Raw genomic sequence first — 14,474 nt, 5'->3', positions numbered from 1 at the left:
GGTTCGGTTCAATTTCAAGAATTTCGGCACAGACCCCCGAGCAATCCCTTAGTGGTATGGTTACGCCTTTCACGGGCGATTTTCATTATTCTGTTCCATTGATGCAGGTTCCCGGTCCCTGTGGTGAGGTGTTTCCGTTGGCTCTTACGTATCAGGGAGGTGTAAGGGTCGACCAGGAGGCCTCTTGGGTCGGGTTGGGGTGGAACCTCAACATAGGAGAGGTTTCCCGGAACATGTTGGGGGTTCCTGATGATTACAGGGGCGGAAGGGTTGTGGATTTTGAGTTTTATGGTCAAGGAGGGAACGTGACCACAACCTTTAACATCGATATCCGGCAGTTTTTTGGTCCAGTACATTATAAGGACCTGTATGATTTCAGTTTGGATTACGGTTACGAGCGTGCCATGGACCTGTATTCATCCAAACACGGAGCTTCCGAGGATGAGGCACCATTTGAATTTCCAGACTACGATGACTATTATGTGTCTGGACCTGGAATTGGTGGTGTGATGCAACCTTACATGTTCGATTATGCCAACCTCTTCAGGGAAGATGTTGCCAATGAAATATCCTACGGAGACCCTACTGGTACCGCTACCGTTTATCAGAAGTTTACCAAGAGCCCAGAGTTCCGTTTCAAGGACGAATCAGGCGCGCAGATCAGGGCTCCCTATTACAGCATCGAAAACCAGTGGGGGTCTGAGGACATCTATGGACTGCCAACGTCCTTGAATCCTCAAGTGCTCTTATCAAACCCATATACTCAACGGCAGCAGGGATCGCAATCAACAAGTACAAACTACTATTCAAACTGTCAGGCAGATCAATTCACCCTTTGGGCAGCCAACCACATCAAGTATTACACCAACAAGGAGATAGACGATGGGGTCTCGGGATTTTTGGAATTTGACTACAGCATAGACAGAGGGAGCAGCAGTTTTGCCGATTTTGAGGAGTATGGCATCGGAGGGTTTCAGATAACAAATACTGCAGGGGTCACCTATCATTACTCGCTACCCATATATGCAAACTATATGCGGACGAGCGATTTTCTTCTGGATGATGATAATGTGACACCTATCACAGACGATTTCAATAATCCAGTACAGATACATGAGAAGAATGACCGGTACGCTACCGCGTGGAAATTGACCGCGATCACCGGTCAGGACTATGAGGACGCCAACAGCAATGGAGTGGCTGATGAAGGGGACAATGGATATTGGATGGCCGTGGATTACAGAAAATGGACCGATGGGTTCGAGTGGCGCAGTCCCTACTACGGGTACAATTTTGACCAACGCGTAAAGAAGAACCTCAACTACTGGTCAGAAGAGAATTACCAGCCCCATGGTACTGTCTCAGAGGGAGAAGGACAGGTATATTACCCTGTCCGTATACGTACTGCGTCTCATAGTGCATACTTTGTCTACGATGAACGGTTGGATGCCCATAGTGTTGCAGATGGAAATATCATTCCACAACTGGCAGTCACCAGGGTGGTTCTCGTCAATAATGAGTATGATCCGTTTGAAGCGGACCTTGATGCATTTGATGCATTGACCTCAACGGATTTTACATTGGGTTCTGAGGTGAACAAGCAGCTATTCGTATCAGAGGACCATTATCAGAACAATCAGTCGGACATTGAGAGTGTCTCTTTGCGTACGGTGGAATTGACCTACGACAATTCCTTGGCGTTGGGGCTGTATAACAACATTAAGAGCAACCATAGTTTAGGAAGTGATGTCAAAATCGCCAATGGAAATGGGATGGCCTCTTCTCAACAGAACTTTCTCTACACACCGATATCTTCCTATGATTCAAACTTGGATGATAACAGTGGAAAACTGACACTCAAGAAAGTGAAGTTCTATGAAGACCAACACGTGAGCATAGTTCCCAGTAATAAGTTCGATTACTCAAGCGGTACCCATAACCCGAATTATCATCATGAGCAGCAGGATTTTTTCGGGTTCTTCAAGAAGAACTATGATTCCTCCGCGCGGGGAGGATATATTACGGATTACCTGGATGAGGATGCCCATGTGGATGCGTGGAGTCTCAATAAGATCACGACACCTCTCGGTGGTGAGATAAACGTAACATATGAGTCGGATACATATAATGAGGTGTGCTATGACGGAGGCATACAACCGATCCGTTTACAGCCCAAACGTATCTTTCGGATAAAAGATGTTTACCGGGCATCTCTGGGGTCGGATTGGAAGATCGAACTCTACGATCCTGATGGATACCGTTACTTCGGAAATACTGATGTGGTCTCCCGTTGGGGCTTAGGCTTTGATGTTGAATGTACCTATGCCCCAAATTACTGGACCCAGAACGGATGTAACGTGGTGTTGGATCAGGATGACCTGCCTGATTTGGAGTTTGTAGCTTCACCACCTAATAATGATTATTTCAAAACCCCGACAATTCAGCTATGTGATTGTTATGAGGCGATCTACGGGTTAAATGGTAATGGAGGTCTCGATGGTTGGGGATACCTTCAATATCGTCTGAAAGAAGCATTCGGTGGAGGCGTTCGAGTAAAGTCCATATCGATCACTGAACCGGATCTCGATCAGACCTATTCCTTGGAATATAGTTATCAGAACGGAGTATTGACCACGGAACCGGACAGGTTCAGCGGGTTGAACTTGGCCGGATACTCACCACAGTTGCTATTGTCCAACTCAGGCTCTGATAGGCATGCCCGTCCTCCAATGGTAGGGTATGATCAGGTTGATTATGTGATCAAGGGAGCAAATGATGAGGTCTTGGGACGGTCAGGCTTTGCGTTTCATAATTATTACAATGACCTACGTCCAAACCACACCTCTAAAAAGGTTGTCAGCGAATTAAGTGATTTTAATTCCTGGCAGTACAACCATATTCTGGTTCGAGATTATAGTCTTGCCGGTCGAATCAAAGAACAGTATCAATTTGATGCGGATGATGTGCTGGTGTCTCGAACAAAGTATGAATATAGTGACCTTGCTCTGGATGACGACCACGGAATAACGGAAGAGGTTTTCTATATCATGAAGATGGCTCTTCCTGAATCGAACAACAACTGGTCGGAGTCCAATGTCCTTCGAAAGCAGAAGATAAATCGTTATCTGAAGAGAAAGATCATTTACCAGGATGACAGGATTCTGTCAACGCTGGTCTCCGAGCGAGACCCGCTTACAGGTATTGCTATTAAGACAAGTTCAAGCAGCTATTCCGATGGAACTGAGGTTGCAAAGTCAGACCTGGCGTATGAGAATGAATCGGCCATGGGGTCCAAATACCTCAGCAGCTCGAATAAGAACCTTGTTTCTCAGGTGGAGACCATCACCACCTATGACGAGGAGGAAGATGTCGCGAACCTCAGAGATGGAACTACCACATCTTGGAATTCATCGTTCGATCTTTGGGATTGGTATGGGACTTCGGATGTCTATAAACGATTTTCTTCCGGTTACTCTAAGTATCTGGCAGAGAACAGCAAAGTTTACAATGGCGAAGTGGATCCAGCAGATTGGAAGCTTATAGGAACGACCACAATGGTAGATGGGAATGGCAGAGTAATTGAACGGTCTGACGCCATGGGGAGATACAGTTCGGTCAAGTTCGGATACAATGATAGATTGATGATCGCTAAAGCTGTTAACAGTCCCTATCAAGGGTTTACCCATACCAGCTTTGAAGTGGATGTTCGTCCTGAACCGACAATATATTATGCGGAAGGGGAAGTTTTAAAAAGAGACGGTGTCTCAATTGCCCTTAGTAGCGGAGCACATAGTGGTGATTATGTACTGCAGCTTGAATCGCTGAATGGACCATTGTTCAGAATTGGATTGGACGGAGAAAGAGGCATTCAGCCGGGGCGAACATATTTTGCCAGTGTTTGGGTTCGATTGTCAAATTCAAGACTTGCCTCAATCACCATGGAATTGGACGGTTCGTGGAGTGGGGGACACCTGATCACAGTTTCAAAGAACAAAACTGAGGAGGGACTCATCGTTGGAGATTGGAAGAGGTTGGAGATACAGCTTACAGTACCTGATGATTACGTAAATACGGGTGGTACCAACGGCAATAATGATCTTCGTGTCTATCTGAGTGGTTCAGGGTATTTTGATGATTTCAGAGTATGTCCATTGGATGCAAAGATGGAAGGTATGGTGTATGATAATCGGACCGGCCGATTGATGTACGCATTGGATAATGATAATATTGCCACGAAGTATGAGTACGATGCCGCGGGTCAGTTGGTTAAGCTTTTCAGGGAGACAGAAGATGGATTGGTAAAGAGGGTTGAGACTGCTCAGCACTTTGGGCGCAGTGATTGAAGATTCAGATTATTATGAATACTGTCGGTTTGATTTTTTATGTCCAACGGACATGTTCGTATAGAGTTAACTAGTCGCCACACCGACATATTTTTACTTCTATTCTTTTCCAAAAAGTAGTAGTCTAATTCCTTTGGTTCATCAATGATTGAACCTCCCTTGCACTCATTATTACGATGAGGTACGATAAGGGTATGAATTATGACTCTCAATCTTTCCGCCTTTTTAAAGGAAAGCCAAGCTTCACCGAAGGTTTTGGCTCTCTTCTCCGTGGCTCTTCTGATGGTCTGTATAACGTAAGTGAGACACCCGAAGAAGCTGACCGTGAATCATTACAAGCTGACTGGGAGGCAATTGGGACAGATATGCGTCACGCTTTGAATCACTATGTCCAAGAAACCTAAACAACAGATACAGGAAACTCGTACAGTCACTCAGATTCAACATCACCAAGGACCAATTCCTTCAAGTGTAGAAATGCAGAGGTATGAGGAAATTCTGCCAGGTGCAGCGGATAGGATTTTGCGGATGGCAGAGAATCAGTCTCGCCATCGTCAAGAAATGGAAATGAAAGTTGTCAAAACAGATAACTTTAAATCTACGCTAGGAGCGATATTTGGTTTCGTGGCAGTTATTGCGACACTTGTTGCGGGATCAATCACTGCACTTCGTGGGCAACCTATTTTTGGTGGGGGAATATCACTCGGGGGACTTGCAATTCTCGGTGCTGCATTTTACTTCAGTCGAAAAGCTCCGAAGAAATAGTTTCATTCTCCCTTTTTATGTTCAATGGACATGTTCGTATAGAGTTAACTAGTCGCCACATTTCAGGAATTGACATCACTTTTTCGGTCAAATCCTCAATATTTTCAAGGGTATTTTCAGGTTCGAATGGACGTTTTTTGGCGTAGTATTTAACCTCTGCTTCTTTGATGTAATTCAGCATAATATCCGTTGTGACATATAGCTTTTTGTCCTTTTGAACTAGGTTCGAAGCAAACTTCAGTGTAAGGTCGTGACGGGTGTCAGGATCTTTCTCTTTTTCGAAAATCTGGATTCCTGTTCGGCAAAGTTCGAATGCATTTTTTATTCGTTTCTTCTGGATTTCTGGTAGGTTGAAGCGGGAAAGTTCCAGTTCAATATCTGCCAGTTCCTTGTAGGATATTGTCCGATTCCTCTTGAACTCCTCTTCGGTGAGTTCTCCATTGCTTCGAAGTTGTATCAGTCCATCTATTTTGTTTTCCACAGTCGTTTTCCGTTTTTTCAACCGTGTCTGTTCCATAAGCGCCTCTGATGGCTGAAAACCACGTGTATCAAGTACAATGGGCCGGAACCACTGGTAGAACTCCTCGGAAATGTTGAGCTTTCTGAAAGCGTCTACGAGCGTGTTTTCAATATCCTCTTTTCGCATTGACATTTGAGAACATGGACCATGATTCTTGGTGCATCGGTAATACGTGTGGTCGACACGTGAGGGCGATTTCATGACCCTGACATTGGTCTCGCATTTTGGACATGCCTGTTTTGTTTTGACGGAGAACTTGAGTTTGCAGACGGTACAGATGACCTGTTGTTTTCTGTCGGCTGAGACACAACCGTTGCATTCTCCACAGGTGATGATTCCTCGATACGGGAGATCACGGGTTCTGGCGCTTCTTCGCATGGTCTTTCTGGAAAGCAGGGTCTGTATCTGATCGAACTCACCCGCGGTCACTATACTCCTGTGTCTTCCCTTGAACCGTGTTCTGATGCCATTTTCGTTATTCCAGTAGAAGAATCCCGTATAGAACTCATTTCGAAGCATGTCATAGTAAATGTTCTTCGAAAACGGTTTCCCATTGACATTTCGGAGTCCCAATTTGTCACCTTCTCTTTTTAGATCCATGACCGTATAGTTTCCGGTCAACATCAATTTCCATAGCCTCTGGACAGGCTTGAAATCAGTAGGGTGGGGAATTACCTCATCCTGACCGTTACTGCGTCTATCCCTTCGTATAGAGAGGTAACCAAGTGGTGGTTTTGAAGGAAACCAGCCCCGTTCGGCCTTTCTTCGCATTCCACGCGATACATCGGTACTGAGATCTTTTATATACTGATTGGCCATTCCAAACTCGACCTGCATCATCAGAACATTGTCATCCGGATTGTAATCCCTTCCGTAGGTCTGAATGTGCCTGATCACATTCTTTTGCAGCATCCAACTTATTTGTCCCCCATCAACGGGATTGCGTGATAGGCGGTTCAATTTCCAACACAGGATGCCACATGCTTCACCTCGTTGGATCCGGGTGAGCATCTCATTGAATTTCACACGTCCGGGCTCTTTGGCTGAACGTGCTTCAGATATGACGTCAATGACGTCTAATTTGAGCTCAGAGGCGAGTTTTTGCATCTCAGCGATCTGGTCATCGATGGACGCCATTTGACGGTCCTCAGACTCAGTTGATTTTCTGGCATAGATAAAATATTTCATAGGCGTGTACGCAAAAAGGGACAACGGATAGGATTTAGTGTACTCGTCCACATACCGTTGCCCCTTCTTGGGCTAAATCTTAACATGACGAGTACATTCAGAGCATATCACAGGCTTACTCCAGTTCGCAACCGCTGGCATCCAATATCGCATGCACAAGGCCGATCATCCGCTCACCTTTTTCGCGAGCATCCTCTTGGGATAGGGAAATACCGAACTGTTTTTGATACAGTTTTTGGAAGTCATCGACCTGTGCGTCCGTCAGTCGCCATGTTGAATGAAACCCCATGGAACGAGTATGATCAATTCCGTCCATCGGAAAAAGAACACCAGACTTCTTTTCATCCACCACATGTTCTTTGATACTGGGTACATGGGAACACTACCATTCACATCCGTACCAAATGACATTTTCGACAGGCTTCTTCCATACTTGTCCATGGCAGAATTGAAACTCCTTCTGGTCATCATCAGACAGACCCATGGATGGCGTAAGAAGAGAGATTGGATTACTCAAGGTCAGTTTGCCTACAAGACGGGCCTTTCACGTCAGACAATTTCAGAAACACTTGGTGTCCTTCAGCATCATGGACTTATTCACATAACCGATAGGGAAGGAGTGGAGCTTCAAACTTCGTCTTCAAGAAAAGGCAGGTCGCGTCTCTACTATTCCTTGGGTGACCCTAAACGTGTCGGAAAAGCCTACATGAGATGTCGGATAACCTGTACAACACTTGTCGGGTTATCCGTACAAGACAAAAGAAACTCTACAAAAGCAACTGATACAAAAGGAGCAGTGCATATTGCGAACATACTTTCAGAGATATTTCACGAAGAATAAGCTACGGTTTCCCTTACGTGTGGTGCATGCTTCTTCAGGGTGTTTGACCCTGAAGAAAGGAGTGTGTAACGCATGTGTGGAAATGGAGCGTCCGCGAACCCACCCTGAACTTCCACGAACTCACAGATTATCCACTACGCGTCACGCCACCACCGAAAAATATGCCAATCCACCATATTTTTCATTCTACTTCTCTTGAGGTCAAGTTACTATGATATGAAGCGTTACTAATTAACTCGTAATGCTTCTATGAGAAACACCATCAACACCTTGCGCCTGTATCGGAAACAATCGCATCTCACCCAGGCGGACATCGCCTACTTATTAAACCACTCTGATAACTCAAGTATCTCACGTTGTGAGAGCGGTGACCGCCCCATATCCATTGAGATACTCCTTGCATATCACTTGCTCTTCAATACCCAACTTGGCGACTTCTTTGTTCAGCAACGGGACACGATTCGTCATCGCATCGCTTCACGTATCAAACCTCTTGTGGCTCGAATAGAGAAGGAGTCCGACACTCCGAAATCAAAGCACCGCGTTGACCAGCTTCTCAAAACCCTTGTCCGCCTTAATGATGGCAAGCAACTATGACAGGGGAAGAGCTCACCATGGCCATCTATCCCAATGCACTCGGTTTCGGCTATGCAGTAGTTAGGAATCCCCGTGAACCCATAGACTGTGGGGTGGTCAAATTTGACCGTTTGACCAATGTAAAATGCATTGACCGTATCACCATCTTGATGGATAAGTACATGCCACAGCAGGTCATTATTCAACAACTTCAGGGGAAGTTCTCGAACAAGTCAAAGCGGGTCACCCAGCTTCTAAAAGCTATTGTCCACTTGGCAGAAAGTAACGATGCAGAGGTGTACATGTACACCAGAGAACAGATTCGGTTTGTGTTCGGAGAATTTGATTCAGAAGCACAATCCAAGCACAGGATCGCCCTCCTTATCGCAGACTATCTCCCACAATTCAAATACCGGGTGCCGAAGTATAGGAAGGCGTGGATGGCCGAAGATTACAACATGGGGCTGTTTGATGCATTATCGCTAATCATCACACACTTCTATCTGACCGAATAAAAATCACAGGCGTTCAGTTGTTTGGAACCCAAACCTTGTCAATCCTCCACGGGTCAGAACCTTCAGGTTCCATTTGAATCGTTGCAAATGTATACGGGTCTGAACACATGTAGTCCCAAGAACCGTGGTAGTATCCGTTCTTGTCTGTGTACTGTATGGTCAATTTCTTCTCCTGGTCAGGATATTGAAGATACACAGAGACAAGCCACTCACCGCAACTCAACACGAACTCAACACGGTATGGAACAGACAGTGAATCAGTGATCCAATGGGTTTTGGTGACCGTCAGAGTTTCCGTTCGCTCGGTTGTTGTCCTATCGTCTGGCAAAACCCAGTCAAATACCTTGATGGTCTTCCAATTACCCTCAAATACATAGGGGTCGTTCAGTGCAACCCGTTCGTACATACCAAGTTCAGGATGGTAGTTCTGGAGGTCAAGGTCATCCGTTGGGTAATCTTTTGAACAGGAGGTAAGGAATACTATCGAAGTGAAGAGGCATAGGAGGGAGGTAGACGCTTTCATGGCTATGAATTAAGGACTTCGCTTTGATTGACAAAATACGTGCCACGTTCGGACTCTCGCTGAGTGGGTTACCGTTCCACGTCCCTCTCTTGACCCTTCCCACGATTTCGGAGCTCACTCAATTCATTCGCTCTGCTTTGTTCCTTTTCACGAAAGAACTGGTTGAATCCGTGGAACAGTCCTTCTGCTCGGTCAGAATCCTTCTCAATACTTCCCATCAGTTCACGAGCCAGTTCCTCGTTATGTTCAGCAATGACGTACCCCCAATTGAACCCCGCAGCATACTCAACTTCGTTGATGCCCTCTGCTTCAAGTTCTTCACTGTTCAATTCATCCATCAGAACGTCTCTTTCGCGTTATTCTCTAAAAACTCCATAAGCGAAGCTCTATCGTACAGAATCACCTTCTTGTACGGTTGACTGAATCGAATCTTTCCTTCATCACGCAACTTCTGCAATGTCGTTTTACTCTTGATACCCAATAGCTCCATGGCCTCACCAGAACGAAGCCATTTCTCTTCGGTCTGTTCGCTTTTCTCCTTCATACGCTCAACCACCTCTTCAATAAGGGTGTAGAAGGCTTGATCGTGCAGACAAATGACATTCATGTGCATAAATATACACATTCAACAAAACCCATTCCCACGCTTCAGAGAGTGGTGTTTCTCTACATCCAGTCGTTGTAATCTAACTGGTCAAGATATGGTTCAAGTCGTTTTGCCTTCTTAAATGGAAGGCATATGATAAAGGTCTGGAACCCGTTTGTTTTCAGTTCAATCTCTACGAAGAAATCATGGAGTTGATGAAGCTGGTATCGTCTTCCGTTTCGGATAGAGTTGGCAATGAACTCACCATGCTCTTGAAGATACCCCAGTTGACTTGTCTTTGGCATCAACAGAAACTCATATATCCCTATCTTTCCCATCATGGAGTTCCTCGGAAACTTGAATACAAATTACGGCAATACGGAACACTCGGAGAAGCTGTTATTCTCATTTCCATCATTGCTGGACTGGAACTTCTCTGGTAGGTTTTCCACCTTGTCGTTACCAGACACTTACCGTTTGATTGTTTGTGGATGCGATAACGCATACAACCTCAAAAAAGGAACAGGTCTCACCTTTGTATCAAATGAGATTCTTTTCAAGCGTACTCCTCAACCTGCAGAACCTCTTCGAGGCTCGGATCGAACCGAACGTTTCTCTTGATTTCAATGGGGCGCACATTCCATGTAGAAGCAGGCGGATGTGGTTCTTTGGCTTCATCTGGTGTTTCCTCTTTGGCTTCAAGAGGCGTGGCTTCCAGTTTCCAACCGAACAGCTTTGAGATACTGACCATTTGCTCCAGTTTCTTCTGTACCGTATCGAAACTACCGACAAGGGGACCGAACACCAGGTCGTCAATATGAAGTCGAAGGCCGATGGAGCCCTTTTGCAGGTGATCCTCTATTAGAATGAGTTGATATTCATCATGTTTGGAATCGGGAACACGGCAGAAGTCAAACGAAGCATAGCTTGTTTCTTCCATCCGTGGAAATCTGAAAGTGTATCTGAAATGTGGTCGTAATTCCATGTGGGTCATGTGGGATGCGCATAAATATAGAGAATGGAAGATGATATGGTGCGCATGGAAATGGTCAAGTTATCATGAGCTATCCACACAGGAGCGGCAACACGCCAACGAAGGGGGTCAAGCGGTGGCGTGGTGACTTCCTCTACTCAACTTCGAGCGATTCGGTGTACATCTTCCAACCACACTCGTCAAAATCGTGCATGATGCTCCATAGTCCATTTTGAACCATGCCAATGTTACCCACAAACGGAACTTTCTTCAGCGTGTCGATCTGCTTTCGCAATCGTGGTGGCAGGTCAGCCGCCTTGTATTCGATGACGGTCAATCGATATTCGGACAGGTCTGAATCGGGAACACGCACGAATTCAACGGATATGGTGTCCGTTTCCGCTCGTTCTGATCGGAAGGTGTATCTGAATCCTGGTTCCAGTCCCAAGGGAGTATGTTAGAGGTCGGCCGCAAATGTAGAAAGCTGACCGAATTGAGCTATGTCAACGAAATCATAGACTGGTTATTTTACCTTAGCCTAACTCATTATTTTGTGGATGGAGGGTCAAATGGGTGATACCTTCCATGGTTATTGGTGGAAAGGCCCTGTTGCTACGGTGACAGGGTCTTCTTTTTTCGGAATTTTGAAAAGATAATATCCATGTCCGCGTTTCGTTGTTTGAATACCTATACAAACGCCATGAAAAACCTCCATTTCCTACCGTTGATTATCACGTCATTCATGTTGAGTCTTATGTTATAGAGGTTTAGATTGGAGCAGTTCTTGGCGATAATTGCCGGTTAGTGTAGATAAACATATGAGAAGTTACATCAAAATATATTGCACAATTTTCACCTGGGTCATCATACCTTTCGGTAAAATTACTGCACAGAATTTCTCATCTCCATCAGGTGGCACCATCTCCTTTCACCAGGTGAGAACAGATGGTACGGGAAACATCTTTTATCCTACGATACTCTCCGATTCAACGAAGGTCTATGACAGGCCGGACACAAGCGGAAGCGTATTGCAAGTGCTCAGATTCACAAAAGCGTTGAACATCCTTGCCGAAGGAGATGATGTGAATCGGGTGAATGTGGAAGCCGTCAATGAGAATGGAGAAACCTACACGTATATCAAGTACACGGTCATGAGGTGGTACAAGATCCAGTTGAAGGACCAGGTGGGATACGTGGACGCTTCTCGTGTGGCCAGTTGCACATTTAACGACCCCAAGGGCCTCTACAAGTACCTTTTCCTATTCGGCAAAATCATAAAGTTCGACTATGCTACGGGACAATTCGTTGATACGTTGCAGATTCTCTCGTTTCGGGGAGATGTGGTGAGACAGATTGACCCAAGGGGCTGGAAAAATGTTAACCTCTTACTCTCTCTTACCATGATCAATGATTACTGTGGTGGTGGAGAAACCACCGTGTTTGTCATTGATGCGAATGACAGTCTTTCAGAGCTTATCAGAACCGAATCGTACTATGATGACGGGGGAGAAGGCGGTCATGCTTCTATGGTCTGGTTGCCGATAACTTTTTATACGGGAAGGGTGAGACATATTCTGAACGGGGATGTTGAAAACGTGCTTAATACGTATAACGGTGAACTCAACATGTATCAATTGCCCAACGGATTGGATGCTGCCGAAAATGAGGTGGTTGTGTTTAAAGATGTCGCAGAGACAGCTATTGTAGATGAAAATGAGGAATTCCTGTTCAACGAGGACGGATCACAGAGATATATCGAAACCGAAACATTGAAATTCCTGAGATGGAACGGAGCAGAGTTGGTTCCTATTGAAATGGACACAGACAAAAAATGAGTGCATGTCAATAACCTTCTTGGTTCAGGTCAGAGAAATGTCAAAAGTTAATCACCTCATCCAAGGCCTCATCAGCTTCTTTGAAGATGAAGTTTGACTGGTAAACAATAGTCGTTTGAATATCAGAATGACGATAGAGCTTTTGCAGCATCTGAATCGGAATCTTTTCACCCGACAGATTACCAAACGTATGCCGTGCAATGTGCATAGTTGGCTTTTTCTCGATCCCCGCGATCTTGGCGACCTCCTTCATTGCGGTGTATAGTCGCTTGATAGCATGCTTGATTTTTCTCTGCACATCGAAGGTGTCCTCGAGGTCAGAAACATTGGTAAGGTCAGGAAATACCAAATTGTGCTTTCGAGGTTTTCCATTCAAGTACTGGTCTAAGATAGCCATCGCTTTGCTTGGCAACTTCAAAGACCCCGGCTTCTTATTCTTTCCCATGGTGTAAAAGAGGCGTCCATCTTTGATATTCTCACGGGTCAAGCGAAGAACATCCGATGCACGGACTCCAGCCAAGTAAAAGGAGAACAGCCACACATTTCTCGCATGATACTCAAAGCTTTCCGGAGGTAAGGAAAGTTCTTCAAGAGTTTTTACTTCATCTTCCGTAAAGCCAATCTTCATTGATTTAGGAATGACGACCTTGACTTTACCTCTTCCAAAGGGATAGTACTTGGCTTCTACTACGCCATCGACAATGGCGCTATTGTAGAGTTTACGAATCAATATGAGGTAATTAGCAATGGTACGATCTGAAAGTCGGTGTGACCCCTTCAAGTACGCCTGAAAGCGCTCTAAGAGGGTAGGAGTGATGTCCTCAAAGGCAATCTCTCCCTTAGTAAAGGCTTGGAACCTCGTAACTCGTGGCTTGTCGGTCGTGTAGCCGTTATAGTTCCCGGCCACCCTCAAACTTTCCACGTAGTCAAAAGCAAAGGCGAAAAACCCTGCACCTTTGTTGCCTTTCTTGATTTTCGCTTGGACTGCCTTGGCAGATGTCACCTTGGAAGTACCATCAAGCTCCAAGTGGACCTTCTCAGCCTCCAGCAACTTCTTACCCAAAACCGCATTTAACCTACCAGAGTTTGGGTGAGACTTCTTTACTCTCGACTTCCGATTATCCCAATCCTTTTCCCAGACATGGTACCCTGTATGAACAAAAGATGATTTCCTATCTTTCGTAATACGGATAGCAATGGGGTAGGTGCCATCCTTCCGTACTTTTTTGCGTAAAACAATCGATACACTTGCCATATTTGAACTTACATTTGGTCACATGAAGGTACAACATAGGTACAACAAATGCTGGTTTTTCATGAATTTTTTCGGTGAAGTTTTACACAGTATAGCCATGAGTTAAGTTCAAAATGGAACATGTTGATCCATACAAGACCAAAACGAACAGAATTCATAACCCTGAGGTCGGGAGTTCAAATCTCCCTCTCGCTACGAAGCCCCGAACGCATCGGGGCTTTTTCGTTTTCTATGGATGAGTTTGTGGTGTACGTTCTTTACTCAGAGTCGGGAGACCGATTGTACATAGGCTATTCTTCGGTCTCGATCGAACGGTTTTATTGGCACAACGAACGCAGTTCTAAAGGATTTACGCTGAAGTACCGTCCTTGGAAAATGATTCATATAGAATTCTTTGACTCGAAATCGGGAGCGATGGAACGTGAGAAGCAATTGAAAGGCGGTCAAGGAAGAAATTGGCTGCGAACAGTGGTTCTTCCATCGTTAGTAGATGCAGGATTCATATCCGCCTGAGGCGGACGGGAGTTCAAATCTCCCTCTCGCTACGAAGCCCC

Annotated in this window: 16 protein-coding genes; 9 read left to right on the top strand and 7 right to left on the bottom strand. The window is 45.2% G+C overall.

The window, feature by feature from the left end; all coding sequences use genetic code 11:
- Positions 1–56 precede the first annotated feature (56 nt).
- The 3 genes from GC178_16605 (at position 57) to GC178_16595 (ending at position 5,108) form a co-directional block, all read left to right on the top strand.
- Entirely contained in the window at positions 57–4,343 is a 4,287-nt protein-coding gene (locus GC178_16605; protein MBI1289189.1) for a hypothetical protein, read from the top strand.
- Positions 4,344–4,519: 176 nt separating this feature from the next.
- Positions 4,520–4,747, top strand: coding sequence for a hypothetical protein (locus tag GC178_16600; GenBank protein MBI1289188.1), 228 nt, complete (start codon positions 4,520–4,522; stop codon positions 4,745–4,747).
- Entirely contained in the window at positions 4,731–5,108 is a 378-nt protein-coding gene (locus GC178_16595) for a DUF2335 domain-containing protein (protein ID MBI1289187.1), read from the top strand. The genes GC178_16600 and GC178_16595 overlap by 17 nt, the downstream gene beginning before the upstream one ends.
- Here the strand turns inward: GC178_16595 and GC178_16590 are convergent.
- Entirely contained in the window at positions 5,083–6,816 is a 1,734-nt protein-coding gene (locus GC178_16590) for a hypothetical protein (protein MBI1289186.1), read from the bottom strand. The genes GC178_16595 and GC178_16590 overlap by 26 nt on opposite strands.
- Positions 6,817–7,093: 277 nt before the next feature.
- Here GC178_16590 and GC178_16585 point away from each other — a divergent pair, with 277 nt between their 5' ends.
- The 3 genes from GC178_16585 (at position 7,094) to GC178_16575 (ending at position 8,748) form a co-directional block, all read left to right on the top strand.
- Entirely contained in the window at positions 7,094–7,657 is a 564-nt protein-coding gene (locus GC178_16585; protein MBI1289185.1) for a hypothetical protein, read from the top strand.
- 249 nt (positions 7,658–7,906) lie between these two features.
- Positions 7,907–8,254: a helix-turn-helix domain-containing protein gene (locus GC178_16580; GenBank protein ID MBI1289184.1), complete on the top strand. Its 348-nt coding sequence runs from the start codon at positions 7,907–7,909 to the stop codon at positions 8,252–8,254.
- On the top strand, positions 8,251–8,748 hold the full coding sequence (locus GC178_16575; protein MBI1289183.1) for a hypothetical protein: 498 nt from the start codon (positions 8,251–8,253) through the stop codon (positions 8,746–8,748). Before GC178_16580 ends, GC178_16575 begins: the two co-directional genes overlap by 4 nt.
- Positions 8,749–8,761: 13 nt before the next feature.
- Here GC178_16575 and GC178_16570 read toward each other — a convergent pair whose 3' ends face one another.
- From GC178_16570 to GC178_16560, 3 genes are all read right to left on the bottom strand, one after another.
- Entirely contained in the window at positions 8,762–9,271 is a 510-nt protein-coding gene (locus GC178_16570) for a hypothetical protein (protein MBI1289182.1), read from the bottom strand.
- A gap of 68 nt (positions 9,272–9,339) precedes the next feature.
- Positions 9,340–9,609 (bottom strand): hypothetical protein, encoded by a 270-nt coding sequence (locus tag GC178_16565; GenBank protein MBI1289181.1) that lies wholly within the window; start codon positions 9,607–9,609, stop codon positions 9,340–9,342.
- On the bottom strand, positions 9,609–9,878 hold the full coding sequence (locus tag GC178_16560; GenBank protein MBI1289180.1) for a helix-turn-helix domain-containing protein: 270 nt from the start codon (positions 9,876–9,878) through the stop codon (positions 9,609–9,611). Before GC178_16560 ends, GC178_16565 begins: the two co-directional genes overlap by 1 nt.
- 194 nt (positions 9,879–10,072) lie before the next feature.
- Between GC178_16560 and GC178_16555 the strand changes: the two genes are divergently transcribed.
- Complete coding sequence (locus GC178_16555; protein ID MBI1289179.1) at positions 10,073–10,300, top strand: hypothetical protein; 228 nt, start codon at positions 10,073–10,075, stop codon at positions 10,298–10,300.
- A 113-nt stretch (positions 10,301–10,413) separates the two neighbouring features.
- On the opposite strand, the gene GC178_16550 is transcribed toward GC178_16555, so the two are convergent.
- A complete protein-coding gene (locus GC178_16550) occupies positions 10,414–10,797 on the bottom strand; it encodes a hypothetical protein (protein MBI1289178.1) in 384 nt (127 codons plus the stop codon).
- Positions 10,798–10,984: 187 nt separating this feature from the next.
- Positions 10,985–11,278: a hypothetical protein gene (locus tag GC178_16545; protein ID MBI1289177.1), complete on the bottom strand. Its 294-nt coding sequence runs from the start codon at positions 11,276–11,278 to the stop codon at positions 10,985–10,987.
- Between the two features lie 487 nt (positions 11,279–11,765).
- Here GC178_16545 and GC178_16540 point away from each other — a divergent pair, with 487 nt between their 5' ends.
- Positions 11,766–12,665, top strand: coding sequence for a hypothetical protein (locus tag GC178_16540; GenBank protein MBI1289176.1), 900 nt, complete (start codon positions 11,766–11,768; stop codon positions 12,663–12,665).
- A 40-nt stretch (positions 12,666–12,705) separates the two neighbouring features.
- On the opposite strand, the gene GC178_16535 is transcribed toward GC178_16540, so the two are convergent.
- Positions 12,706–13,920 carry a tyrosine-type recombinase/integrase gene (locus GC178_16535; GenBank protein ID MBI1289175.1) on the bottom strand — a complete coding sequence of 405 codons (1,215 nt, stop codon included), beginning with the start codon at positions 13,918–13,920 and terminating at the stop codon, positions 12,706–12,708.
- 231 nt (positions 13,921–14,151) lie between these two features.
- Here GC178_16535 and GC178_16530 point away from each other — a divergent pair, with 231 nt between their 5' ends.
- Entirely contained in the window at positions 14,152–14,433 is a 282-nt protein-coding gene (locus tag GC178_16530; GenBank protein MBI1289174.1) for a GIY-YIG nuclease family protein, read from the top strand.
- The last annotated feature ends 41 nt before the right edge of the window (positions 14,434–14,474 follow it).

The sequence above is a fragment of the Flavobacteriales bacterium genome (assembly GCA_016124845.1).
Taxonomy (GTDB): Bacteria; Bacteroidota; Bacteroidia; order UBA10329; family UBA10329; genus UBA10329.
This window is presented reverse-complemented; position numbering and strand designations above follow the sequence as displayed.